Source organism: Actinoplanes sp. TBRC 11911, from assembly GCF_012933445.1.
Classification (GTDB): domain Bacteria; phylum Actinomycetota; class Actinomycetes; order Mycobacteriales; family Micromonosporaceae; genus Actinoplanes.
Map to the genome: position 1 here is coordinate 22,964 of NZ_JABBNC010000056.1, position 21,782 is coordinate 44,745.

The 21,782-nt window shown below is 70.5% G+C and carries 17 protein-coding genes; 4 read left to right on the top strand and 13 right to left on the bottom strand.

Annotated features, from left to right (window positions below):
- Positions 1-3 precede the first annotated feature (3 nt).
- Positions 4-309, bottom strand: coding sequence for a hypothetical protein (locus tag HH310_RS41655; RefSeq protein WP_169181297.1), 306 nt, complete (start codon positions 307-309; stop codon positions 4-6).
- A 166-nt stretch (positions 310-475) separates the two neighbouring features.
- Between HH310_RS41655 and HH310_RS41660 the strand changes: the two genes are divergently transcribed.
- A complete protein-coding gene (locus HH310_RS41660) occupies positions 476-2,008 on the top strand; it encodes a sensor domain-containing diguanylate cyclase (protein ID WP_312034664.1) in 1,533 nt (510 codons plus the stop codon).
- Between the two features lie 53 nt (positions 2,009-2,061).
- Here the strand turns inward: HH310_RS41660 and HH310_RS41665 are convergent, their stop codons facing one another.
- Positions 2,062-2,829, bottom strand: coding sequence for a hypothetical protein (locus HH310_RS41665; protein ID WP_169181298.1), 768 nt, complete (start codon positions 2,827-2,829; stop codon positions 2,062-2,064).
- 76 nt (positions 2,830-2,905) lie between these two features.
- A complete protein-coding gene (locus HH310_RS45685) occupies positions 2,906-5,080 on the bottom strand; it encodes an FUSC family protein (RefSeq protein ID WP_169181299.1) in 2,175 nt (724 codons plus the stop codon).
- A 134-nt stretch (positions 5,081-5,214) separates the two neighbouring features.
- Between HH310_RS45685 and HH310_RS41675 the strand changes: the two genes are divergently transcribed.
- The gene (locus HH310_RS41675; protein ID WP_169181300.1) at positions 5,215-8,175 is read left to right on the top strand and encodes a glycine--tRNA ligase; all 2,961 of its coding nucleotides are present in this window, start codon (positions 5,215-5,217) and stop codon (positions 8,173-8,175) included.
- Positions 8,176-9,094: 919 nt separating this feature from the next.
- On the opposite strand, the gene HH310_RS41680 is transcribed toward HH310_RS41675, so the two are convergent.
- Positions 9,095-10,162, bottom strand: a complete 1,068-nt coding sequence (locus tag HH310_RS41680; protein WP_169181301.1) for a glycerophosphodiester phosphodiesterase — start codon at positions 10,160-10,162, stop codon at positions 9,095-9,097.
- Between the two features lie 236 nt (positions 10,163-10,398).
- On the opposite strand from HH310_RS41680, the gene HH310_RS41685 reads away from it, so the two are divergent.
- The gene (locus tag HH310_RS41685) at positions 10,399-10,803 is read left to right on the top strand and encodes a hypothetical protein (RefSeq protein ID WP_169181302.1); all 405 of its coding nucleotides are present in this window, start codon (positions 10,399-10,401) and stop codon (positions 10,801-10,803) included.
- Between the two features lie 137 nt (positions 10,804-10,940).
- Here HH310_RS41685 and HH310_RS41690 read toward each other — a convergent pair whose 3' ends face one another.
- The 7 genes from HH310_RS41690 to HH310_RS41720 all read right to left on the bottom strand — a co-directional run bounded on the left by HH310_RS41690 (position 10,941) and on the right by HH310_RS41720 (position 17,654).
- Positions 10,941-11,228 carry a hypothetical protein gene (locus HH310_RS41690; RefSeq protein ID WP_169181303.1) on the bottom strand — a complete coding sequence of 96 codons (288 nt, stop codon included), beginning with the start codon at positions 11,226-11,228 and terminating at the stop codon, positions 10,941-10,943.
- Complete coding sequence (locus HH310_RS41695) at positions 11,225-12,472, bottom strand: inorganic phosphate transporter (protein ID WP_169181304.1); 1,248 nt, start codon at positions 12,470-12,472, stop codon at positions 11,225-11,227. The genes HH310_RS41690 and HH310_RS41695 overlap by 4 nt, the downstream gene beginning before the upstream one ends.
- Positions 12,473-12,642: 170 nt before the next feature.
- A complete protein-coding gene (locus HH310_RS41700; RefSeq protein WP_169181305.1) occupies positions 12,643-12,960 on the bottom strand; it encodes a DUF3349 domain-containing protein in 318 nt (105 codons plus the stop codon).
- 10 nt (positions 12,961-12,970) lie between these two features.
- Entirely contained in the window at positions 12,971-13,270 is a 300-nt protein-coding gene (locus tag HH310_RS41705; RefSeq protein WP_169181306.1) for a hypothetical protein, read from the bottom strand.
- Positions 13,267-14,493: an inorganic phosphate transporter gene (locus HH310_RS41710; protein WP_169181307.1), complete on the bottom strand. Its 1,227-nt coding sequence runs from the start codon at positions 14,491-14,493 to the stop codon at positions 13,267-13,269. The genes HH310_RS41705 and HH310_RS41710 overlap by 4 nt, the downstream gene beginning before the upstream one ends.
- A 183-nt stretch (positions 14,494-14,676) precedes the next feature.
- Positions 14,677-16,749 carry a PQQ-dependent sugar dehydrogenase gene (locus HH310_RS41715; RefSeq protein WP_169181308.1) on the bottom strand — a complete coding sequence of 691 codons (2,073 nt, stop codon included), beginning with the start codon at positions 16,747-16,749 and terminating at the stop codon, positions 14,677-14,679.
- Complete coding sequence (locus HH310_RS41720; protein ID WP_169181309.1) at positions 16,749-17,654, bottom strand: sugar phosphate isomerase/epimerase; 906 nt, start codon at positions 17,652-17,654, stop codon at positions 16,749-16,751. The genes HH310_RS41715 and HH310_RS41720 overlap by 1 nt, the downstream gene beginning before the upstream one ends.
- A gap of 274 nt (positions 17,655-17,928) precedes the next feature.
- Between HH310_RS41720 and HH310_RS41725 the strand changes: the two genes are divergently transcribed.
- Positions 17,929-18,801 carry a phytanoyl-CoA dioxygenase family protein gene (locus HH310_RS41725; RefSeq protein ID WP_169181310.1) on the top strand — a complete coding sequence of 291 codons (873 nt, stop codon included), beginning with the start codon at positions 17,929-17,931 and terminating at the stop codon, positions 18,799-18,801.
- A 72-nt stretch (positions 18,802-18,873) separates the two neighbouring features.
- On the opposite strand, the gene HH310_RS41730 is transcribed toward HH310_RS41725, so the two are convergent.
- Positions 18,874-20,178, bottom strand: a complete 1,305-nt coding sequence (locus HH310_RS41730) for an aspartate aminotransferase family protein (protein WP_169181311.1) — start codon at positions 20,176-20,178, stop codon at positions 18,874-18,876.
- A gap of 23 nt (positions 20,179-20,201) precedes the next feature.
- Entirely contained in the window at positions 20,202-21,578 is a 1,377-nt protein-coding gene (locus tag HH310_RS41735) for an aminotransferase class I/II-fold pyridoxal phosphate-dependent enzyme (protein ID WP_169181312.1), read from the bottom strand.
- Positions 21,579-21,782: the final 204 nt, after the last annotated feature.

Here is a 21,782-nt window from a genome sequence, read left to right on the forward strand (position 1 = left end):
GCCTCAGTGATCGAATCCGCGCAGATGCCGCACCACCGGCCCGTTCAGCGACGCCAGCACCTCGACCGACGCGGCCGCCACCGTGCCGTCCGGGCCGGGACGACCGCCGACCACCCGGACCAGGTCGCCGTGTCGCAGCGCGTCCGGGAAATGCCGTCCGGCCAGGACATACACGACGGTCGGCCCGGCCACCGGCCGAACCGGGAAGCGCAACGCGCCGCCTTCGTCGACCACCGGCCCGACGACCACACCGGCCTCGCGCGTGGGGCGGGCCACCTGCGGCGGCGGCAATTCGCGCGTGAACGCCATATCTCTCCCGTTAAAACGATCTTGCAGGAAGCTTACGCGAGGGCGTCGCCCGGGGTTCACGGCGAGCCCCGGCGCCGGCGGCAGCGGCGCAACCTAACTGCGACCTCGGATCCTCATCTCCCTCCTCAAGCGCCATCCCGGGGTGCCGACTTCTACTGCCGTGAGCGTGAGCAGCGGAATCCGGCCCCTGGGCGCGGTCCTCGGCGTCTCCGAGCCGGCCCCGGCGAGCGGAGACCCCCAGGACACGCTCCTGGCTGAGCTGGTCGCGTTCATGATCCGGGCCACCCCGTCGGCGCAGCACATGCTCACCGTGGCGGAGCAGCACCTTCGCGAGGCGTGCGGGCTGAGCGCCGCGACCGTCTTCGAGCTCGACTCCGAGACCGGTCTGCTCAACCCCATCGCGCGGGTCGGCGACGCCGGCGCCCGCGACCTGATGACCGCGGGCAAGGTGTTCCGCCAGGCGGCCGGCGCGGCCCCGCTGATCGACGGCACCCGGATGGCGATCCGCCTGCGTATCGGCGCGCAGACGGTGGGCGTCCTGCTGCTCACCGCGACCGATCTGAGCAACCTGCGGCCGGCGACGTTGGCCCCGCTGGCGCTGCATTTCGCCACCACGCTGCAGGCGCTGGCCGCGGAGAAGCAGCGGCAGTTCGTCACGCACGTCGCCACCACGATCCGGCGCCTGTTCGAGGACGGCATGGCCGCCACCACCGTCGAGGCGGCCGGGCGCGCCCTGGCCTCCGCGGCCGCGGCCGGCTTCCGCACCGAGGTCGGCGCGGTCTTCCTGGTTGACCCCCAGGGCTTGATCGGGTACGTGCACAGCGTCGGCCTGCCGGTCGACGACGAGGCGCTGGCCGCCCTCGCGGGTAAGCCGGCCGACTTGTCGCCGGTGTGGCGCGCGGCCGCCGGCGGCGGAAAGCCCGTGCTGGCCGCCGACGCGTCGCAGGCCCAGGTGATGAAGGGCGGCCTCGTCGAGCTCCTGGGGCTGCGCTCGTTCATCGCGATCCCGATGATGTCGGCGCAGGGCACTGTCGGCCTGATCCTGTGCGGCGACGCGTCGGCGACCCGCGAGTGGACCAGCCGCGACCGGCTCTTCGCCGAGCAGCTCTCCGTCGAGGGCGCCGTGATCGTCGACAGCGCCGGGATGCGGCAGGCCGCGCAGGCGCACGTGGCCGAGCTGAGCCACCAGGCGTACCACGATTCGCTGACCGGTCTGCCGAACCGTTCGTTCCTGCTGGACCGCGCGTCGAGCGCGGTCCGGGAGGCCGCCGGCGACGAGTCCCGGGTGGCGCTCATGCTGCTCGACCTGGACGGCTTCAAGCAGGTCAACGACACGGCCGGGCACCAGGCCGGGGACGCGCTGCTGCAGCAGGTGTCCAACCGTCTGCAGGGCGTGGTCCGCGGTCACGACGTGGTGGCCCGGCTGGGCGGCGACGAGTTCGCGATCCTGCTGACCCGCGACCCCGACGACCAGGTCGCGAACGGCGTGGCGACCCGCATCTGCGAGCGCCTGCGCGAGCCGTTCGTCATCGACGGCGACCTGGTCCACATCGGCGGCAGCGTCGGCTACGCGATGTTCCCCGAGGACGCGACGACGTACGAGGCCCTGATGCGCCAGGCGGACGAGGCCATGTACGAGGCGAAGCGCGACCTGAAGCACGCCGGAGGCGGCTCCCGCAGGGCACACAAGGCGGCCTGAGGAGGCGCATTAGGCGGCTTGAGGAGGCGCACCAGGCGGCCTGAGGAGGCGCACTACGCCGACGACACGATGCCGGCCACGGTGAAACCGACCAGCGCACCCCCGACCAGCAGCCCCACCCCGAACCGGCGCGTCTCCGGCCGCCACAACGTCACCCCGACGACCAGCAGAAACAGCGGCACCCACCCCCAGTAGGCCCCGTTCAGCCCGACCATCGCCGGGAACATCGTCAACGGACCGACCCCCGCGACGCACGGCCCGACGCACCCGATCGTCAGCCCGCTGAGCACCCCTGCGACCAGCCCCCGCTCGAGGAACTGCGACGCGACCGGCGGCGAGGCCACCGTCAGGATCGGGTCCTCCTCCCCCTGCCCGGTCACGGTGATCAGGTAACCGGCCGGGTCGTGCACGATCAGTACCCGCCCGTCCAGCCCGCTCACGTCGTCGACCGGGCACCCCGAGCTCTCCCAAAGCTCCCGGATCAGCCCGTACGCCTCCCCGGCCGCCTCACCCCCGAGATCGCGCAGATGTCCGCCCCGCAGCACGCGATGCCCGCCACCGCCGAAGAAGCTCGCAACCGCCGACGGCACTGTCAGCCCCGGCGTCTCGTCCGGCCGGCCCGCCCCCGCCCCCGGGTAGGCACCCGCCCGCACCTTGGGCCCGCTCGGCTCCGCGGCTTCCGGCTGCCGGAGAAACTGCGCCGGAATCGGATCGAGCCGCAGCCCCGGATAGGCCTGCAGCGTCGCCGCCAGCCGCTGCTCAACTCCGTGGACAGCCTCACGACGCCCCGGCGCCCCGCCTTCGGAAGCACGCGCTTTCACCCGGGCAGGATCGCGCACATTCCCGCGCGCGTCAGCGATATGCCCCAAATGCGCAAATGCCGCCGCGGGCGCGGTCCTACTGCGCGCCGTCGGCCAGCTCCGCCACCCTCTCCCGCACCGAGTCCGCACGCTCGGGCGTACCGCCGATCCGGTCGATGTCCTCGCGCAGCCCGTCCAGCCACACCCGCAGGTCGGCGATCACGTACAGGTCCTGCCCCAGATCGGTCGGCCACGTCACCGGCTCGGGCTCCGGGATCGGCCGGCGGGCCAGCTCCTCGTCACCCTGGAACAGCGCGACCGCCCGCCGGTCGTAGCGCGCCGCCACATCGGCCGCGACCACCGTCAACGGCCCCACACAGGGCAGCAGACCGCCGGCCGGGCAGGAGCGGATCAACGTCTCGGCCCCGCGCACGGCGTGATGCCCGGAGATCAGCGTGGCCTGCCAGTCGAGCAGGGCCATCGGGTGCTGCTCGCTCTGGAACAACGCGAACGACGCCTCGGCCAGCTGCCCGGCCCGGCGCGCCCGGGGCAGGGCCGTCCCCGGCGTCTTGCCCTGGGCCATCACCCCGATGGTCTCGCGGATGACCTCGCCGCTGGTCGCGATGAACGTGCCGGTGGCGCGGTAGAGCTCCCCGCCACCACCGCGCGGCCACGCGAACAACCCGATCAGCACCCCGATCGCGGCGCCGAGCAGCACGTCCAGCACGCGCACCTCGGCGATGCGCCAGTCCACCGGCGTCACCTGGGCGAACACCAGCGTGATGACCAGCGTGAACAGCGCCTGCCCCCAGCCCAGCCCGAACAGCGGCCCGGCCGCGAAGCCGATCAGCGTGACGATCGGCAGCGCGATGATGTAGACCAGCGGGTCAAGCGGGAACAGCAGCAGCACGGCCGCCGCGATCGAGCCGCCGACCGTCCCCACGAGAGCGGGGCGCAGCGTCGAGCGGGTCTCCGCCGCCGACGTACGCAGCACGGTGAGGATCGTCAGCAGCACCCAGAAGCCGTGCGACAGGTCGAGCTCGCCGGCCAGTAACCGGGCCACCGCCAGCGCCACCGCCAGCCGCAGCGCGCCCTGGAAGGCCACCGAGCGCGGCGTCAGATTCTCCTTCAGCCGGTGCCAGTAGAGGTCCGGGGTCTTGTGGTACGCGAACCAGAACGCCCCGGGCCGCGCCTCCACCGGCGTGGGGTCGGCGTGCTCGGGCGGCACCCCGGCGGAGATCCGGATGGCGAACACGAGCTGCTTGGCGAACTCTCCGGTGGACAGCGCCATCGAGCTCAGGTGCAGCTGCTCGGACGGCCGGCCGTTCGGGTCGGCGTTCATCCGGGCGACACGGAACTCGTTGAGCGCCGCGGTGATCTCCTCGGTGCCGGGCAGCGGGCCGGTGCCGCGCAGCCAGGCGCTCGCGGCCTCGGCGCAGGCGGCCGCCTCGCGCAGCAGACGGGTCGACGCGGGCAGGTTGATCGCGTCCTTCGCGTCGGCCGCGGACATGTCCAGCGTGCGCCCGAGCATCAACCGGGCGGTGCCGGCGGCCGAGCTCAGCGCGCGGTCGCGGCGCCCCGCGGACGCCGGGCGCATCACCGGTGGCATCCTGGACGGGCGCAACTGATCGGCCAGATCGGCCGCGGCGGGCACCAGGTCGGCGAGCCGGGTGCGGCCCTTCGGGTCGCCCGCCCAGTAGTCGGCCACCGCGTTGAGGCAGCCGGCCATGGAGGCCACCGCGTCACCGAGGCGCCGCGAATAGGTCGGTGGCGTCGGGTCGGGCCACAGGAACAGCTCGGCGATCGCGAGCATGACCAGGGCCAGCGTCAGGCCCTCCAGCCGGACCAGGAGCGAGCCCGGATCATACGGCGGGAAGCACGGCAGGATGTAGAGCAGCTGCATGCCGGCGGCCAGGCCGACCAGCCGGGGGCCGCCGACCCCGACGAAGCTGAGCACGAAGCCGAGCACGAACATGCCGAGCGTGGCGGACCACGTGGTGATCGAGAGCAGCGTGCCGAGGCTGACCAGCGCCCAACCCACCGGCAGCACCGCGATGATGGTCGCGGCCCGCTGTTTCGGGCTGCCCGGGATCTGGGAGAGCGCGCCGAGGGCGACCGCGCCGAACAACGCATAGGGCGCCATCTTGGCGTCGCCCAGCACATAACGGCAGAAGTAGAAGGCCAGGCACGCGACCAGCGCCACCCGGGCGGCGCGGCGCACCGCGCGGTATTGCGGGTCCTTGCGCCGTAGCCACTGCATGACGTTGCTCACGCGTCGGATATTGCCACCCGATCGATGGTGGCGGCCAGTGCGACCCCCGGTGTTGTGGATAACCTCAGACGCGCCGGTCAAGCCCTGTGGATGGCGACGCGACGCCCGGACCGCGTCCCCTAGACTTCGGACCCATGCTCACCATGCAGGAGGCGCTGGCCCGGTTGACCGCGTATTGGACGGAACAGGGCTGCCTGACCGTCCAGCCGATGAACACCGAGGTCGGTGCGGGAACGCTCAACCCCGCCACGTTCCTGCGCGTGCTCGGCCCCGAGCCGTGGCGCGTCGTCTACGTCGAGCCGTCGGTGCGCCCGGACGACTCACGCTACGGCGAGAACCCTAACCGCCTGCAGACGCACACGCAGCTCCAGGTGATCCTCAAGCCCGACCCGGGCAACCCGCAGGAGCTCTACCTGGGCAGCCTCGCCGCGCTCGGCATCGACGTCGCGGCCCACGACGTGCGCTTCGTGGAGGACAACTGGGCCTCGCCGGCACTCGGCGCGTGGGGCCTGGGCTGGGAGGTCTGGCTCGACGGCCTGGAGATCACCCAGTTCACGTATTTCCAGCAGGCCGGCAACATCAACCTCGACCCGGTGAGCGTCGAGATCACGTACGGCATCGAGCGCATCATCATGGCCCTGCAGGACAAACAGCACTTCAAGGACATCGAGTACGGTCCGGGAATCTCGTACGGCGAGGTGTTCGGCCAGGGTGAGTACGAGATGTCCCGTTACTACCTGGACGACGCCGACGTGGCCGCGAACCGGCAGCTGCTGGAGATCTACGCGGCCGAGGCGCAGCGGCTGATCGACGCCGGCCTGCCGGTGCCCGCCCACACGTACGTGCTGAAGTGCTCGCAGGCGTTCAACGTGCTGGACGCGCGCGGTGCCGTCTCGACCGCCGACCGGGCCGCCGAGTTCGCCCGGATGCGCCGTCTCGCGGGCGAGGTCGCCAAGCTGTGGGTGGCCCGCCGCGACGAGCTCGGCCATCCGCTCGGCCTGGTCGAGGCCCCGCGTCCGGCGACCGCGCCCGCGCTGCCCGCCGAGAAGGACGGCGCCCGCACGCTGGTCTTCGAGATCGGCACCGAGGAGCTGCCGCCGTCCGAGGCCCGCTCGGCCCGCGACTATGTCCAGCGCGAGCTGACCGAGGCCCTCGCCGGGACCAGGCTCACCCACGACGAGGTGCGGGTGTTCGCGACACCCCGGCGTGTGGTCGCGGTGGTCGGTGCGGTCGCCGCCCGCGAGGACGATTACGTACGCCAGGTGCGCGGCCCCAAGATCGCCGCGGCCTACGACGCGGACGGTAACCCGACCAAGGCACTCCAGGGGTTCGTCCGCGGCCAGGGTGTGGCCCTGGCGGACGTGCAGCGCGCCGAGTTCAACGGCGTACCGCACGCGATCGTGGAAAAGCAGGAGACCGGTGGCGCGGCACCCGCCGTGCTCGCCCCCGTGCTCGCGAAGCTCGTCTCGGGCCTGCGCGCCGCGAAGAACATGCGGTGGAGCGACCCCGCGCTGTCGTACAGCCGGCCGATCCGCTGGCTGACCGCCCTGTGGGGCGACGACGTGGTGCCGGTCGCGATCGGCGAGCTGGCCGCCGGGCGTACCACCAGGGTGTTGCGGACCGCCACGGAACCGCTGGTGGAGATGGCGTCCGCCGAGACGTTCATGGAAACGCTCGCGCTGTCCGGCATCGTCGCCGACCCCGAGGACCGCTACGAGCTGATCGTCACCGGCGCGCAGGACCTGGTCTACCCGGACGGCCGCATCGACGTCCGGGGCGAGGCCGCGCTGATCGACCAGATCACCTACCTGGTCGAGGCCCCGACGCCGCTGCTCGGCACCTTCGACGAGAACTACCTGGCGCTACCCGACTCGGTGCTGACCACGGTCATGCGCAAACACCAGCGCTACCTTCCCGTACGCGACGCCGCCGGCGCCCTGCTGCCCATGTTCGTGACCGTCGCGAACGGACCGGTCGACGTCGAGTTGGTCCGCGCCGGCAACGAGGCCGTGCTGCGCGCCCGCTACGAGGACGCGGCGTTCTTCTACCGCGCCGACCGCGAGACGCCCCTGCCGTCGCTGGTCGAGCGGCTCTCCCGGCTGACGTTCACCGACAAGCTGGGCTCGATGGCCGACCGCGCGACCCGCATCGCCGGGCTGTCCACCGCGCTGGCGGCCGAGCTGGGCCTGTCGTCGGCGACCCTGACCCGGGCCGCCGAGCTGGTCAAGTTCGACCAGGGTTCGCAGCTGGTCACCGAGATGACCAGCCTCGCCGGCGTGATGGCCCGCGACTACGCCCTGCACGCGGGCGAGCCGCCGGCCGTGGCGCAGGCCGTCTACGAGGCCGAGCTCCCCCGCAACACCGGCGACAGCCTGCCCGCGTCTGTCCCGGGTGCGCTGCTGTCGCTGGCCGACCGCCTCGACCTGGTCAGCGGCCTGGCGGCCACGGTCGGCCTGCCCACCGGAAGCAGCGACCCCTTCGCCGTACGCCGTGCCGTGCTCGGCCTGCTGGCGGTGCACCGCGCCCACCCGGCGCTGTCCGCGCTGTCCCTTTTCGACGGCCTGGCCCGTGCCGCCGACCGCCAGCCCGTGGCCGTCACCCCCGAGGTGCTGGCCGCCGCGAACGAGTTCCTGACCCGCCGCCTGGAGCAGGTCCTCGTCGAGGAGGGCCGGCCGGTCGACCGGGTGCGCGCCGCCCTGCCGCACGCGGCCCGCCCGTCCGTGGTCGACGTCCTGCTCACCCAGCTCGACCAGGTGATCGACAACCCGGACTTCGTCGCGGTGGCGGCGGCCATCCAGCGGGCCCGCCGCATCGTCCCGGCCGGCACCCCCGCCGGCTACGACCCGGCCGCGCTGAAGGAGCCCGCCGAACTCGCCCTGCACGAGGCCGTGACCGCCGTGACCGCCCCCGCCGAGCCCGACCTGCTGCGCTTCACCGCCGCGGTCGAGCCCTTGGTCGCCCCGGTCAACACGTTCTTCGACGAGGTCTTCGTGATGGCCGACGACCCGGCCCTGCGCGCGGCCCGCCTGGGCTTGCTGGCCACGGTCCGCGACCTGGGCGCCGGCCTCCTCGACTGGCCCGAGCTGAAGATCTGATTCGCTCGATCGTCCACGGCCGCCCCGGCAGAATCAACGCGTGCTGGACTCTCTGCGGGCGGCCGTGCGGCCGGGCCGGCGAGGCGGGTCGCGTGCGTGTCGAGCTCCGCATCCGGCACCGCGCGACCCGCAACCACCACCGCGCAACCCGCCACCGCAACCGGCACCGCGCGACCCGCAACCACCACCGCGCAACCCGCCACCACAACCGGCACCGCTCGACCCGCAACCGGCAATGGGTAGCCGCGTAGGCAGCGACGGGCGACCCGTAATCGGCGACCCGCAGCAGTCTGCGACCACAGCCCGCCACCAGCGTCGACCGCCGATGACCAACGGGCCGCACATTACTCCAGGTCGACGCACGCCTCGTCCGTTCATCCCACTATGCGGCGGCCGCAGCCACATTCTGGGATTTCTTGAGACCTTGGAGAGTTACGCCCACATGCGAGCCCGAACTCTCCAAGGTCTATGAAACGTCGGGGAAGGCGGCTGAACATAAGGCGCGAAAGCGGAGAAAAGACGCTCTACTGTGGACGCATATCTCACATTGCGGACCCGCTGCCACGATGTGGGCGCCGGTCCCATACAACGGACACAGATCCCAGATTATGGCCTCGTACGGCGGCGGGCGGTGGGCGCCTGCTAACGCGGGCCAGCGAATCCAACAACGGCGCGCCGGGACCTAACGGGCAAGATCTCTGACGCGAAAAGCGCGTGGCGCGGGACTTCCACGTAGATTTGGGCGTGACCACTCACGCACGTCGCCGTGGCGGGGTGAGCGCTCTGGACGCGCCAGCGGCCAGCTCGGCCCGCCGCGGCCCTCGGCGGGAGCGACGGTCCGTACCACCCACCCTGCTACGACATCATGGTCTTGATCGTGAAGGAGGGTGGCGCCCCACCGCGCCGCCCTCCATTGCACTCAGTGGCGCAGCGAGCGCGCCAGCACGCCGATGTCGCTCTGGTCGGTGAACAGGCCGTCGATGCCGGCGTTCAAATACGTGATCTGCTCGTCGATGGCCCGCCCGTACGCGTTCGGGTCCGTGCCGACCTGATAATCGGCCGGGAGGAACTGGTTCTCCGCGCGGAACGTGTACGGGATCACCTTCAGGTTCGCCGCGTGCGCGTCGTGCACCAGCGAGGTCGCCTTGCCGAGCGTGTTGTCGGCGTTGCGCGGGATGACCTGGCTCTTGTCGGGGCCGATGCCGTCCGCGTACTTCGACAGCTCCTTGAGGCCCGCCGGCGTCAGGTACTGCGCGTACGTCTTGCTGTCGTCGAACGGGCTCCCCGAGGCACTCGTCAGGAAGACCAGATTCACCTGTACGCGGTATTTGTCGTTGAGCACCCGCAGGTTCGCCGCCTCGAAGGACTGGATCCAGACGCGGGCGCCGCGCCGGTTCAGGCCGTTGCGGTCGAGCGTGTGCACCAGCGGCGTCTCGAGTTCGAGGCCGAGGTTGCGGAAGTAGGTCGGGTGCTTCGTCTCCGGGATGACGCCCAGGTCACGGCCCAGTTCCTTGGACAGCTTCGCCCGCAGGTCCAGCATCTCCTGGAAGGTCGGCACCGCGAACAGTCCGTTGTAGAGGGTGTTGCGCTGCCGGACGGCGGGCAGGCGCTCCACCGCGCGCAGCGTCTTGAGCTCGGCGAGCGTGAAGTCGTGGGTGAACCAGCCGGTGGTGGACACGCCGTCGAGCAGCACGGTCTTCTTGCGGTCCGCGAACTCGGGACGGCTCGCCACGTCGGTGGTGCCGCCGATCTCCGGCTCGTGCCGGCAGACCAGCACGTGATCCTTGGTCGAGACCAGGTCGGGCTCGAGGTAGTCGGCACCCATGCGGGCGGCCAGCTCATATGAGGCGAGGGTGTGCTCGGGGCGGTAGCCGGAGGCGCCGCGGTGCCCGAACACCTCCGTAGTGGTCCTGGTGCGGTCGTGCGCCACCGCGGGAGCGGCGACGGCGGCGGAGAGAGCGGGGGCAGCGGCGGCAACGGCGCCCATGCGAAGCACTTGACGTCGGTCGGCCACGAGTTCCTCCACGGGACTCGCACCCGGCGGCCCTCGCCGGGGGTCCCGCCCAGGAGTGGACGGGACGTAACCGACAAAGAGGCGACCCTGTCGTGTCGATCACTGAAACGTCGCCGAAAGTATCCGGTGTTCACCTGACTGCCATTGAAGCGCTACCCGCGGAGCACTACTTTTGGCCGTCGAGTCCTCACGGTGAGGAGTTACCCGCGATGCAACCAGGTGTCGTCCCCCGCAGCGATCTGACGCAACTGCTCGGCCAGCGCCTACTCGAAGGCCATGCCCTGGAGGTATGCCGGGAGTACCGTCTGGTAGCGCGCGCCGGCGCACTCTTCTACGAGAACCGCGACCTGGGCGTGGAGGTCGCCGTCGACCAGGAGAACCGGGTCGCGTACGTAACCCTGCACTTCCGCGGCGACCAGGGCTTCCGCCCGTACCAGGGCATGCTCCCCGGCCGCGGCGGCACGATCGCCAAGAAGATGAGCCTGTGGGGCGCGCTGGGCCGCCCGTGGCGCAGCGCCGGCGGCGTGGACGAGTGGGTGTTCCCGGGCTTCGTGATGCAGGCGCAGTACGAAAGGGACGACGACCACGTCCTGCGCATCAACATCGGCCGATAATGTCGTAGCGGGGTGGGTGGTGCGGACCGTCGCTCACGCCGAGGGCCGCGGCGGGCCGAGCTGGCCGCTGGCGCGTCCAGAGCGCTCACCCCGCCACGGCGACGTGCGTGAGTGGTCACGCCCAAAAGCCAACGGCGTCAGTGCTTGCTGACGATCGTCGGATAGACGTGGGTGAAGCTCAGCGCCTTGCCGAAGCCGGTCGCGACGATGAACGTGATGCCGAGCAGGATGCCGGCCACCACGACGGCGAACAGCAGGTAGCCGATCGCCCGGCCCAGCGGGCGCACCAGCCCGCCCGGCGCGGCGCCCGACCAGGCCAGCGAGCGGATGCCCAGGGCGAACAGGATCGGTAACCCGGCGCCCAGGGCGAGGCCGGCCAGCAGCACCCGCCACGCGCCGTCCAGGGCGAATCCGACGTTGTTCATGGCAGCCGTACCTTTTCGGAAGCGACGCTGGCGGGAACAGGATCGGGGGCGTCCGGCTCAGGCACGGCCGCTGCGGACCAGTCCTCGTTGACGTTGTGGTGACCGACCGGAAGCAAGCGGGACCGCCAATACATCGCGCCCGCCGCGGCCACCAGCAGCACGAACACCGCCAGCGCTCCGGACAGCCCGCCGCCGAGCAGGTCGCCGATCCACCACATCGCGGCCCCGACGAGGCCGGCGGCCGGCAGGGTGATCAGCCAGGCGGCGCCCATCCGGCCGGCGACCCGCCAGCGGACGTGCGCGCCGGGGCGGCCCACCCCGGAGCCGAGGATCGACCCGGTCGCGACATGGGTGGTGGAGAGCGCGAACCCGAGGTGCGAGGACGCCAGGATGACCGCCGCCGACGACGACTGCGCGGCCATCCCCTGCGGCGGCGCGATCTCCACCAGGCCCTTGCCGAGGGTGCGGATGATGCGCCAGCCGCCCAGGTACGTGCCGAGCGCGATCGCGACCGCACAAGCGATCTTCACCCACAGCGGGATGGACGTGACCGACGTCCAGTGCCCGGACGCGATCAGCGCCAGCGTGATCACGCCCATCGTCTTCTGCGCGTCGTTCGTGCCGTGCGCCAGCGACACCAGCGACGCGCTGCCGATCTGCCCCCACTTGAAGGAACGCTCGGTGAACAGCCCAGCCACGATCTTGAAGATGACCCAGGTGCCGACGGCCGCGACGAGCCCGGCGATCACCGGGGACAGGACGGCCGGGAGCAGCACCTTGCCGACGACGCCGTCCAGTTTGGAGCCGTTGCCGGTCCAGTTCACCCCGGCCCAGCCGAGGCCGGCGACGGTGGCGCCGATCAGACCGCCGAACAGCGCGTGCGACGAGCTGGACGGCAGGCCCAGCAGCCAGGTGAGCAGGTTCCAGACGATGCCGCCCACCAGCCCGGCCAGCACGATCAGCAGCAGCGCCGAACCACCGTCCGCGGTGAGCGCGGCCTGCGGCGTACCGTCCGGATTCTGGATCTTCACGACCGCGTTCGTCACGGTCAGCGCGACCTCGACCGACAGGAAGGCGCCGACCAGGTTCAGCAGCCCGGACAGGGCCACCGCGGTACGCGGCTTCAGCGCCTTGGTCGCGATGGTCGTGGCCATCGCGTTCGCGGTGTCGTGGAATCCGTTGGTGAAATCGAACGCCAGAGCGGTCACGACAACAAGCACCAAAATGACCGAGCTTTGTGTCACGCGGTGATCGTCGCTTGCGTTACAAAGCCAGATCCAGAGGGTGAACATCACTGTTTCGATGTTCCGCGCACGTTAACCTGAAGTTTCCCTAAGTTTGACTCGGCGTAGTCACTTGACGACTCAACGCTAAAGGCCGGGCACACGCGACCCGGCCGTTAGCGGGGAGTTCATCAATCGTTAGGGGGATCGACCAACGGCCAGCCGCCCGCGGCGAGACGCGCCGCGACCCGGACCGTGTCCTCCGGCGCCGCCTCCTGCAGCATCGACTGGCTGATCATCGCCTCGATGTCGCCGGAGCTGATCGCCTCGGTGGTCAGCAGCGACTGGTCGGCGAGATCCTGCGCGATCTTGCGGACCTCCTCCTCGGTCAGCTTGCGCCGCAGCAGTCCGAGCAGGGCGACATAATCCTGTTTCGGTACGCCCGTGGGATAGCCGGCACGCAGCCAGTCCACCGCGCGCATCAGGAAGTTGGAGCGGTTCTCGCTCACCGGCATGCCCTCACTTGTCCACGATCGTCGGGAAGATGTGCTCGAAGCTGAGCTCCTTGCCGAAGCCGCTGGCCACGATGAACGTGATCCCGAGCGCCACGCCCAGCAGCACGACGACGAAGAGTATCCAGGCGACCACGGTACCGACGGGGTGCGCCGGCCGCCCGGTGGCGGACGAGGCGTCGCCGCCCGCGCCGTAGGCGAGTGACCGGATCCCGAGCGCGAACAGCAACGGCAGGCCGGCGCCGAGGACCAGCCCGGCGAGCAGCACCTTCCAGGCCCCCTCGAGGGCGAATCCCAGGTTGTTCATGACGATGCCCCCGTCCCGGCGGGAACGCGCGGCGCGGCCGGCGTTTCTTCCCACTCGTCGTTCACGTTGTGGTGGCTGACCGGCGTGCGGCGCGAGCGCAGGTACATGAACGCGGCCAGCGCCAGCAGCACCACGAAGATCACGATGGCGCCGCCGAGGCCGCCGATCGCGTCGCCGAGATACCACATGACCGCGCCGACCACGGCCGCCGACGGCAGCGTGATCAGCCAGGCGGCGACCATCCGGCCGGCCACCCGCCAGCGCACCTGCGCGCCCGGCTTGCCGACGCCGGAGCCGAGGATCGAGCCGGTCGCGACGTGCGTGGTGGACAGCGCGAAACCCAGGTGCGACGAGGCCAGGATGACCGCCGCCGACGACGACTCGGCCGCCAGGCCCTGCGGCGGTGCGATCTCCACCAGGCCCTTGCCCAGCGTGCGGATGATCCGCCAGCCGCCCAGGTACGTGCCGAGCGCGATCGCCAGCGCACACGCGATCTTCACCCACAGCGGGATGTTCGTGGTGTCCGTCCACTTTCCGGTGGCGATCAGCGCGAGCGTGATGACGCCCATGGTCTTCTGCGCGTCGTTGGTGCCGTGCGCCAGCGAGACCAGCGAGGCGCTGCCGATCTGACCCCAGCGGAAGCCGTTGTCGGTGAAGCGTGCCGCGACCCCGACGGTGACCCGGTAGATCAGCCAGGTGCCCACCGCGGCCACCACCCCGGCGATCACCGGGGAGAGCACGGCGGGCAGGATCACCTTGCCGACGACACCGTCGAGCTTGGAGCCGTCGCCGTTCCAGTTCACGCCGGCCCAGCCGAGGCCCGCGATGGTGGCGCCGATCAGGCCGCCGAACAGCGCGTGCGACGAGCTGGACGGCAGGCCCAGCAGCCAGGTGAGCAGGTTCCAGACGATGCCGCCGACCAGCCCCGCGAGGATGATCAGCAGCAATGCCTCGCCGCCGTCGGCGGTCAGCGACTCCTTGGGAGCGCCGTTCGAGGTCTGGATCTTGACGACGGCGTTGGTGACGGTGAGCGCGACCTCGACCGACAGGAACGCGCCGATGAGGTTGAGCGTGCCGGAGAGTGCCACGGCCACCTTTGGCCGTAGCGCGTTCGTGGCGATGGACGTGGCCATCGCGTTCGCGGTGTCGTGGAACCCGTTGGTGAAGTCGAACCCGAGGGCGGTGATCACCACCAGGGCCAGAATGACCGTTGTCTCTGTCACACGGGTCAGCCTCGTGCGGCAAAGGTCAGACCTGAAGACTTCGATGGCGACGAATACAAGGTTTCGCTCGCTGTTGGACAGCGGCTCACCGAGCGTTCCGGAAAATGTCAGACCACCCGACGTTTACCCAACCCTAGCGGACGGGCGCGGCCGGGCCCCGCGCGGGGCCCGGCCGGCCGTGTCTCAGTTGGTGGGTGTCAGGACGACGGTCGCGGTCCCGGTCTGCGGCGGCGTCCCGGTGTCGGTATAGGACGCCACGAACACTCCGGTGAGGTCGTCGGATCCGGCGTGCCCCGGATCCAGGAACGTGACGATCGACCCGGTGCAGCCGCTCGCCGTGGACAGCGGGTGGCCGTGCTGGGCGTGCCCGAGGATGTACGTGACGGTGACCCGCGAGCAGTCGACCGGCGCGTCATCGACGACGTTGACCTGGAAGTTGACCGTGTCGCCGAAGGCGAACGGCTGGTCCTCGGTCGGCGTCACGAAGCTGACCCGCGGCGCGAGCGTCCCGACCGGCAGGATCACCTCGGCCGAGGCGGAACGTCCGGTGCGGTCGGTGACCTTCAGCACCGGGCGGTAGTTGCCGTTCTGCGTGAAGGTGTACGACGCGTTCGGCTGCCGCGAGTCGACCCGCCCGTCGGCGTTGAAGTCCCACTCGTACTTCAGCGCGTCGCCGTCCGGGTCGGTCGTCCCGGCGCTGGAGAACGCCACGGTCAGCGGCGCCTGGCCCGAGGTGGGCGTCGCGGCGGCGTGCGGGATCGGGGTGCGGTTGCCGCGTACGTAGTCGATCCGGGCCAGTTGCGCGTCCGGGTTCTCGGCGAAGAACCCGTCGCCGTACTCCAGCACGTAGAGCGCGCCGTCCGGCCCGAACTCCAGGTCCATCGGGTTGTCGAAGACGATCTCCGGGAGCACGTCGTCGATCCGCGTCACCTGGTTGCGGCGGTCCAGCGTGAACGCCTTGACGTAGTCGCGGGTCCACTCGGCGAACAGCGGCTTCCCGTCGAACTGCGCCGGCCACTTAAATTGTGATTTAAGGTTTTTGTCGTATTTGTACGACGGGCCACCCATCGGCCCGATCCCGCCGGTGCCCAGCTCCGGGAACTCGGCGGACGCGCCGTACGAGTAGATGACCTCGGCCTTCTCCACCGGCGGCAGGTTGCGCAGACCGGTGTTGTGCGGCGACTCGTTCACCGGCGCCTTGCAGTTGAACGGCGCGCCCGACACACCGGTGCCGAAGTCGTAGTCCACATAGGCCAGATCCGGCGACACGCAGTACGGCCAGCCGTAGTTCGCCGGCTTGTCGATGGCCATCCAGCGGCCCTGCCCGGCCGGGCCGCGCGCCGGGTTCGCGGCGTTGGCGTCCGGCGAATAGTCGGCCATCAGGACCACGTCGGTCCGCGGGTCGATGGTGAACCGGAACGGGTTGCGCAGACCCATGGCGTAGATCTCGGGACGGGTCTTGGGCGTACCCGGCTTGAAGAGGTTGCCCTTGGGAACGGTGTATCCGCCGTTCTTGCCGACCTTGATACGCAGCAGCTTGCCGCGCAGGTCGTTGGTGTTGGCGGCGGAGCGCTGCGCGTCGAAGACCGGGTTGCGGTTCGCGCGCTCGTCGATCGGCGCGTACCCGTCGGAGAAGAACGGGTTGGTGTCGTCGCCGGTGGACAGGTACAGGTTGCCCGCCCGGTCGAAGTCGATCTTGCCGCCGACGTGGCAGCACTGGCCGCGGTCGGTCGCCACCTGCATGATCTTCTGCTCGGTGCCGAGCTGCAGCGTGTTGCCGGCCAGCTTGTACCGGGACAGCTGCAGGTAGCCCTTGAACGGCGCGAAGTCGGCCGCGGTGCCCTCGCTGGGCGCGTCACCCTCGTTGAAGCTGGGCGTGGTCGGGTCGTCCGCGGGCGTGTTCAGCGGCGGCGAGTAGTAGACGTACACCCAGTGGTTGTGCGCGAAGTCCGGGTCGATCGCGATGCCCTGCACGCCCTCCTCGTCGTGCTGGTAGACGGGGATCTTCGCGGCCAGCACGTTGCGCCCGGTGGACGGCTCGTGGATGCGCACCTCGCCGGTGCGGGCGGTGTGCAGCACCCGGCGGTCGGGCAGCACCGCGAGCGCGATCGGCTCGCCCGGGAAGTCGTTGAGGGTGACCTTCTGGAAGTCGGACGACGGTGGCAGGTCCGGCGACGGCGGATGGGAGAATGCCGCGGTGGGCACCGCGAGGACGGCGGCGCCGACGAAAGCGACAAAACCGAGGCGACGCATCATCAGAATTTCAACCCCGCAAGATAGTCGTAGCCGCGCTCGGCGGTGACCAGCGCGTCCGCCGGGGTGCGCGGCGGCGTGCCGGCGTCGTCCCGCTCCACGATGTACTCGATCAGCCCGGCCTCGCGCGAGTGCTCGAAGATGCGGCCGAAGTCGATCAGGCCGTCGCCCGGGTCGGCGAAGCTGGCGTTGACGTCGAGGTCCTTGACGTGCACCTGCTTGATCCGCCCGCGGTGCCGGGAGATCAGGTCGACCGGGTCGTGCGCGCCGCGGAACGCCCAGAACAGGTCCACCTCGAGGTGCACGTTACGAGGGTCGGTCTCGCCGGTGATGATGTCGTAGCCGGTCTTCGACGTGCCGTTCTGACGCAGGAACTCGGCCTGGTGGTTGTGGTATCCGAAGCTCAGCCCGGCGCGGCGGGCCAGCTCGCCGGCCTTGTTGAGGTCGCGGGCGAAGGCCTTGTACACCGCCGCGTCCCGGATCGGGCCGTTCGCGCCCTGCCCGAAGAACGGGTGCACGATGAACTTGTTGCCGACGACGTTGGCGTCCTGCAGCGCACGCTGCCAGGTGGCGGTGTCGAACGGCTGCGGGATGCCGACGTGGCCGGAGGTGGCGCGGATGCCGGCGTTGTCGAGTGCGGTGCGGAACTGCTGGGCGGTGCGGCCGACGAAGCCGGCGTACTCGACCCGGGTGTAGCCGATCTCGGCGAGTTCGGCGAGCGATGCTTCCAGGTCGATGCCGAGCTGGTCGCGCAACGTGTAGAGCTGCACGCTGATCTGGTCGCGGGGGACCCGGTGCAGCGAGTGGCCCGACGAGGCGGACGCGGCGGCCGGTATCCCGACGGTGGTGGCGGCGCCGGCCGCGGCGGCCGCGCCGAGAAGTCTGCGGCGACTGAAGGACTGCGGCATTGCGTTCTCCTCAGATCGACGAACGAGACGAACGGGACGCTTAGATCGATGAATAGACATCTTTGAAGACACTACCGAGGTTTCGTCATCGACAAAGCTAAGTTTCTTCAGATCAAGCGAAAGTTCACGAGGCCACGGCAAAACGCCCGCGCAGATTACTCTCGGTAGCTAACGGAAAGTTCTGTAAATTTTTCGGGATCGCGTGCAACGCAGCGAACGGTTGATCGCGTCTACCTTTTCGGAGCACCGAGAGTCCGCCGAGGGGGAAGCGATAATGGAACTGACCGGATTCGAGCCGATTACGCCCGAGCAGCGCGAGGAATTCCAGCGTGAGGGCATTCTGCTCATCCGTGGCGCACTCACCGAAAGACAACGCGACCGGCTGGAGAAAGCGGTCGACCGCGTCTACTCGGAGGAGCGGGACGCGGGCCGCCTCAAGCCCGACGGCACCCTGCACATGCTCGGGTTCCTGCCGCACGACGACGCGTTCGGCGACCTGCTCACGCACGGCCGCACGTTCCCGTACATCTGGGGTCTGGCCGGCTGGAACATCTACTCGCACCACAACCATCTCGACGTGACGCCGCCGAACCCGTCCGACAAGCCGCCCGCGTGGGGCTGGCACCAGGACGGCTACCGGCAGAACTCGGATCCCGAGTCGCTCGCCGGCGACACCCGGCCGATGCTGTCGCTCAAGGTGGCGTACGTGCTGTCGGACCTGTCCCGGACCGGCCGCGGGGCCACCAAGGTCATCCCGGGCAGCCACCTGAGCAACACGCTGGAGCGCACCGACGGCAGCGACCCGCGCGGCACGGTGGAGATCACCGCGAACCCGGGCGACGCGTTCGTCTTCGACCGCCGGCTCTGGCACTCGCGGTCGGTCAACCACAGCACGGTGACCCGGAAAATGCTCTTCATCGGATACACGTATCGATGGATCCGCCCGCTCGACGACATGCCGATCGACCGGGACTCGCCGTGGTGGGCGAATCGGACAGAAGTGCAGAAACAATTGCTGGGTGAGTCGCCGCACACCGCCAATAACTGGGGTGTCGGCTGGGACGGTTATATCGACGAGAAAATTCCGCTGCGGCACGAATTGTCGTCGCGTGGACTGCTCGACCGATCCATTCCGTGGCTGCGCTGACGATTACGTAATGTAGTCACCCGCCGGTCCCGGCCTCCCCAAGTCGAGGACCGGCGGGCCACCACCGAACGCTCAGCCGACCCGCTGTGCCGCCTCCGCCCGGCGTAACGCCTCGGCCAGGATGTCCAGGCCCTCGCGCGCCTCGTCCTCGGTCAGGGTCAGCGGCGGGCCCATCCGGATCACGTTCTGGTACAGGCCGCCCTTGCCGACCAGCAGGCCACCGGCCTTGCATTCGTCGAAGACGCGCAGCGTGGCCGCCGGGTCGGGCTCGGTCGTCCCCGGCCGGACCAGCTCGATGGCGATCATCAGACCGCGGCCGCGCACCTCGCCGACGATCGGCAGGTCCAGCTTGCGCAGCCCGTCCAGGATGATCGAGCCGGTCCGGGCCGCGTTGCGCTGCAGGTCGCGGTCGAGCACGTAGTCGAGCACCGCGTTACCGGCCGCCGCGGACAGCGGGTTACCGCCGAACGTCGAGAAGCTGATCGCCGGCACCGCGTTCATCACCTCGGCCCGCCCGACCACGCCGCCGAGCGCGAACCCGTTGCCGATCCCCTTCGCGAAGGTGATCAGATCCGGCGTCACCCCGTGGGCCTGATAACCCCAGAAGTGCTCCCCGGTACGCCCCCACCCCGTCTGCACCTCGTCGGCGATCAGCAGGATCCCGTGTTCGGACAACACCTTCTGGTACGCCCCGAGCACCCCGTCCGGCGCCGCCACGAACCCGCCCACGCCCTGGATCGGCTCGGCGATCAGCGCGGCCACGTCCCCGGCGGTGACCGTGGCGAGGACCTCGCGCAGGTCGTCCACCGCGGCCTCGGCGATGTCCCCGTCGCTCATCCCGGCCATCCGGCCGCGCAGCTTGTCGGCGCTGGCCAGGAACGAGACCTGCAGCGGCGACAGCGCGCTGCCCGACCAGCTGCGGTGCCCGGTGATCGCCATGGTCGCGAACGTGCGCCCGTGGTACGAGTTCTTGATCGCCAGCACCTGCGACGACCGGCGCACGTTGGTCGCCACCATCAGCGCCGTCTCGTTGGCCTCGGTGCCCGAGTTGGTGAGGAACACCCGCGCGTCCGGGATGCCGGACAGCCGGGCGATCTTCTCGGCCAGCTCCACCTGCTGCCGGATCAGGTAGAGCGTGGACGTGTGCACCACGCCGGTCGCGAGCTGGCGCTGCACCGCCTCGTTGATCTCGGCGATGTCGTACCCGATCATGTTGGTCAGCACGCCGCCGAAGAAGTCCAGGTACGTCCGCCCGTCGGAGCACGTCACCCGCCTGCCCGACCCGGAGACGATCTCCAGCGCGTCGTCGCCGTAGTAGACCGGCATCCAGTTCGGCATGACCGCCCGGTGCCGGGCGAGAAGGTCGTTGTCACTCATGAGGCAAACCTTTCGGGAAGGAACTAGCGCCAGCCGCGCGGATGCGGTGCCGCCCGGGTGCCGCTGCCGCGGCTGGTCAGGAACGCGGCAGCGGCCAGTGCATCGGCCAGATCGTCATAGCCGCCGGCGACCAGGCCGGCGGTCACCCGGACGTGGTCACCGGCCAGCGGGGTGACGCAGAACGGCTCGCCCGGCGCCACCGCGATGCCGCGCGCGGCCAGGGCCACCATGGCGATCTGCTGGTCGTCGACCGCCATCCAGAGATTGATGCCGTCCGCCGCGCTGGCCCGCACCCCGCGGTGGTGCAGCGCGGCGAGCAGCCGCCGGCGCCTTTCCCCGTACGCCTGACGCGCCGCGGCCACCCGCGCGGCGGCGACCGGGTCGGTCAGTAGCCCGGCCAGCACCGCCTGCAGCAGCCGGCTCGACCAGCCCGGCCCGAGCAGCCGCCGATCGGCCACTGCGGCGACCACCTCGGCCGGTCCGCCGATCGCGGCCAGCCGCAGGTCCGGCCCGTGGCTCTTGGAGAAGCTCGCCACGTGCACGGTCCGCGACGGCAGATGCGCGCCCAGGCTGATCGGCGCCGCGGTGGCGATGTCCCCCGCGTGGTCGTCCTCGACCACCAGCACGTCCGGGAAGTCGTCCAGCACGGCGGCCAGGCCCAGCGCGCGCACCGAGGACAGGCTCGCCCCGGTCGGGTTGTGCGCGCGCGGCTGCAGGAACAACGCCACCGCCGGCACCTCGCCGAGCACCTCCCGCAGCGCGTCCGGCAGCGGGCCCTCGTCGTCGACCGGCACCCCCGTCACGGTCGCGCCGACCGCCTGCAGCAGGTCGAGCAGGGGCGGGAACGCCGGATTCTCCACCACCACGTGGTCGCCGAACCGGACCGTCACGCCGATGACCCGGTCCAGCGCGTCCAGCGCGCCGTCCACCACCGTGATCCGCGCGGGCGGGAACGGCCAGCGCGACCGCAGCACCTCCTCCAGGCGGGGCAGCACCGGCGCGTCGAGATAGCTGGTGGTCAGCCGCCCGTCGCCGACCCGGCGCAGCGCGTCGGTGAGGTCCGGCAGCAGATCATGATCCGGTACGCCGGTGGAGAGGTCCCGTTCGACGCCGGCGGCCGGCGAGCCCAGCTGGGAGTACCGCCATCCGGGACGGGCCGCCACCGCTTCGGTCACGAACGTGCCGGACCGGCCCCTGGTCCGGATCGCCCCGGCCCGGCTCAGGCTGCGCCACGCCTCGCTCACCGTGGTCGGGCTGACCCCGAGCTCGCGCGCGAAGTCGCGGACCGTGGGCAGCCGGGTGCCCGGCGCCAGCTCGCCGGTGCTGACCAGGCGGCCCACCGCCGCGGCGATCCCCCGCGCGCTGCGGTCCGCGATCGCGTCGCTGATCAGCTCGATCACGGCAACCCTTTCGAAACAATCCGTTACGTACGAGGAATTGTCCGCTTGAATGTGTGTCGTTAAGGTCCTACGGCATCGCAACGTCTTAAGCAAGGTCTAGCGCTGGGATGATGACCGGGGGTAGACACACGATCACAGGTGCTTGCGCGCACGGGGACGCATGCCGACGGGCAACAAAGTTCACAAACCGAGAGGGGCGCAACT

Excerpts from the sequence above, each read along its gene's own strand:
- HH310_RS41680 (WP_169181301.1), bottom strand. The coding sequence starts at position 10,162 with ATGGGCGCCGTTGCCGCCGCTGCCCCCGCTCTCTCCGCCGCCGTCGCC.
- HH310_RS41705 (WP_169181306.1), bottom strand. The coding sequence starts at position 13,270 with ATGAACAACCTGGGATTCGCCCTCGAGGGGGCCTGGAAGGTGCTGCTC.
- HH310_RS41655 (WP_169181297.1), bottom strand. The coding sequence starts at position 309 with ATGGCGTTCACGCGCGAATTGCCGCCGCCGCAGGTGGCCCGCCCCACG.
- HH310_RS41675 (WP_169181300.1), top strand. The coding sequence starts at position 5,215 with ATGCTCACCATGCAGGAGGCGCTGGCCCGGTTGACCGCGTATTGGACG.
- HH310_RS41715 (WP_169181308.1), bottom strand. The coding sequence starts at position 16,749 with ATGATGCGTCGCCTCGGTTTTGTCGCTTTCGTCGGCGCCGCCGTCCTC.
- HH310_RS41725 (WP_169181310.1), top strand. The coding sequence starts at position 17,929 with ATGGAACTGACCGGATTCGAGCCGATTACGCCCGAGCAGCGCGAGGAA.
- HH310_RS41685 (WP_169181302.1), top strand. The coding sequence starts at position 10,399 with ATGCAACCAGGTGTCGTCCCCCGCAGCGATCTGACGCAACTGCTCGGC.
- HH310_RS41690 (WP_169181303.1), bottom strand. The coding sequence starts at position 11,228 with ATGAACAACGTCGGATTCGCCCTGGACGGCGCGTGGCGGGTGCTGCTG.
- HH310_RS41720 (WP_169181309.1), bottom strand. The coding sequence starts at position 17,654 with ATGCCGCAGTCCTTCAGTCGCCGCAGACTTCTCGGCGCGGCCGCCGCG.
- HH310_RS41730 (WP_169181311.1), bottom strand. The coding sequence starts at position 20,178 with ATGAGTGACAACGACCTTCTCGCCCGGCACCGGGCGGTCATGCCGAAC.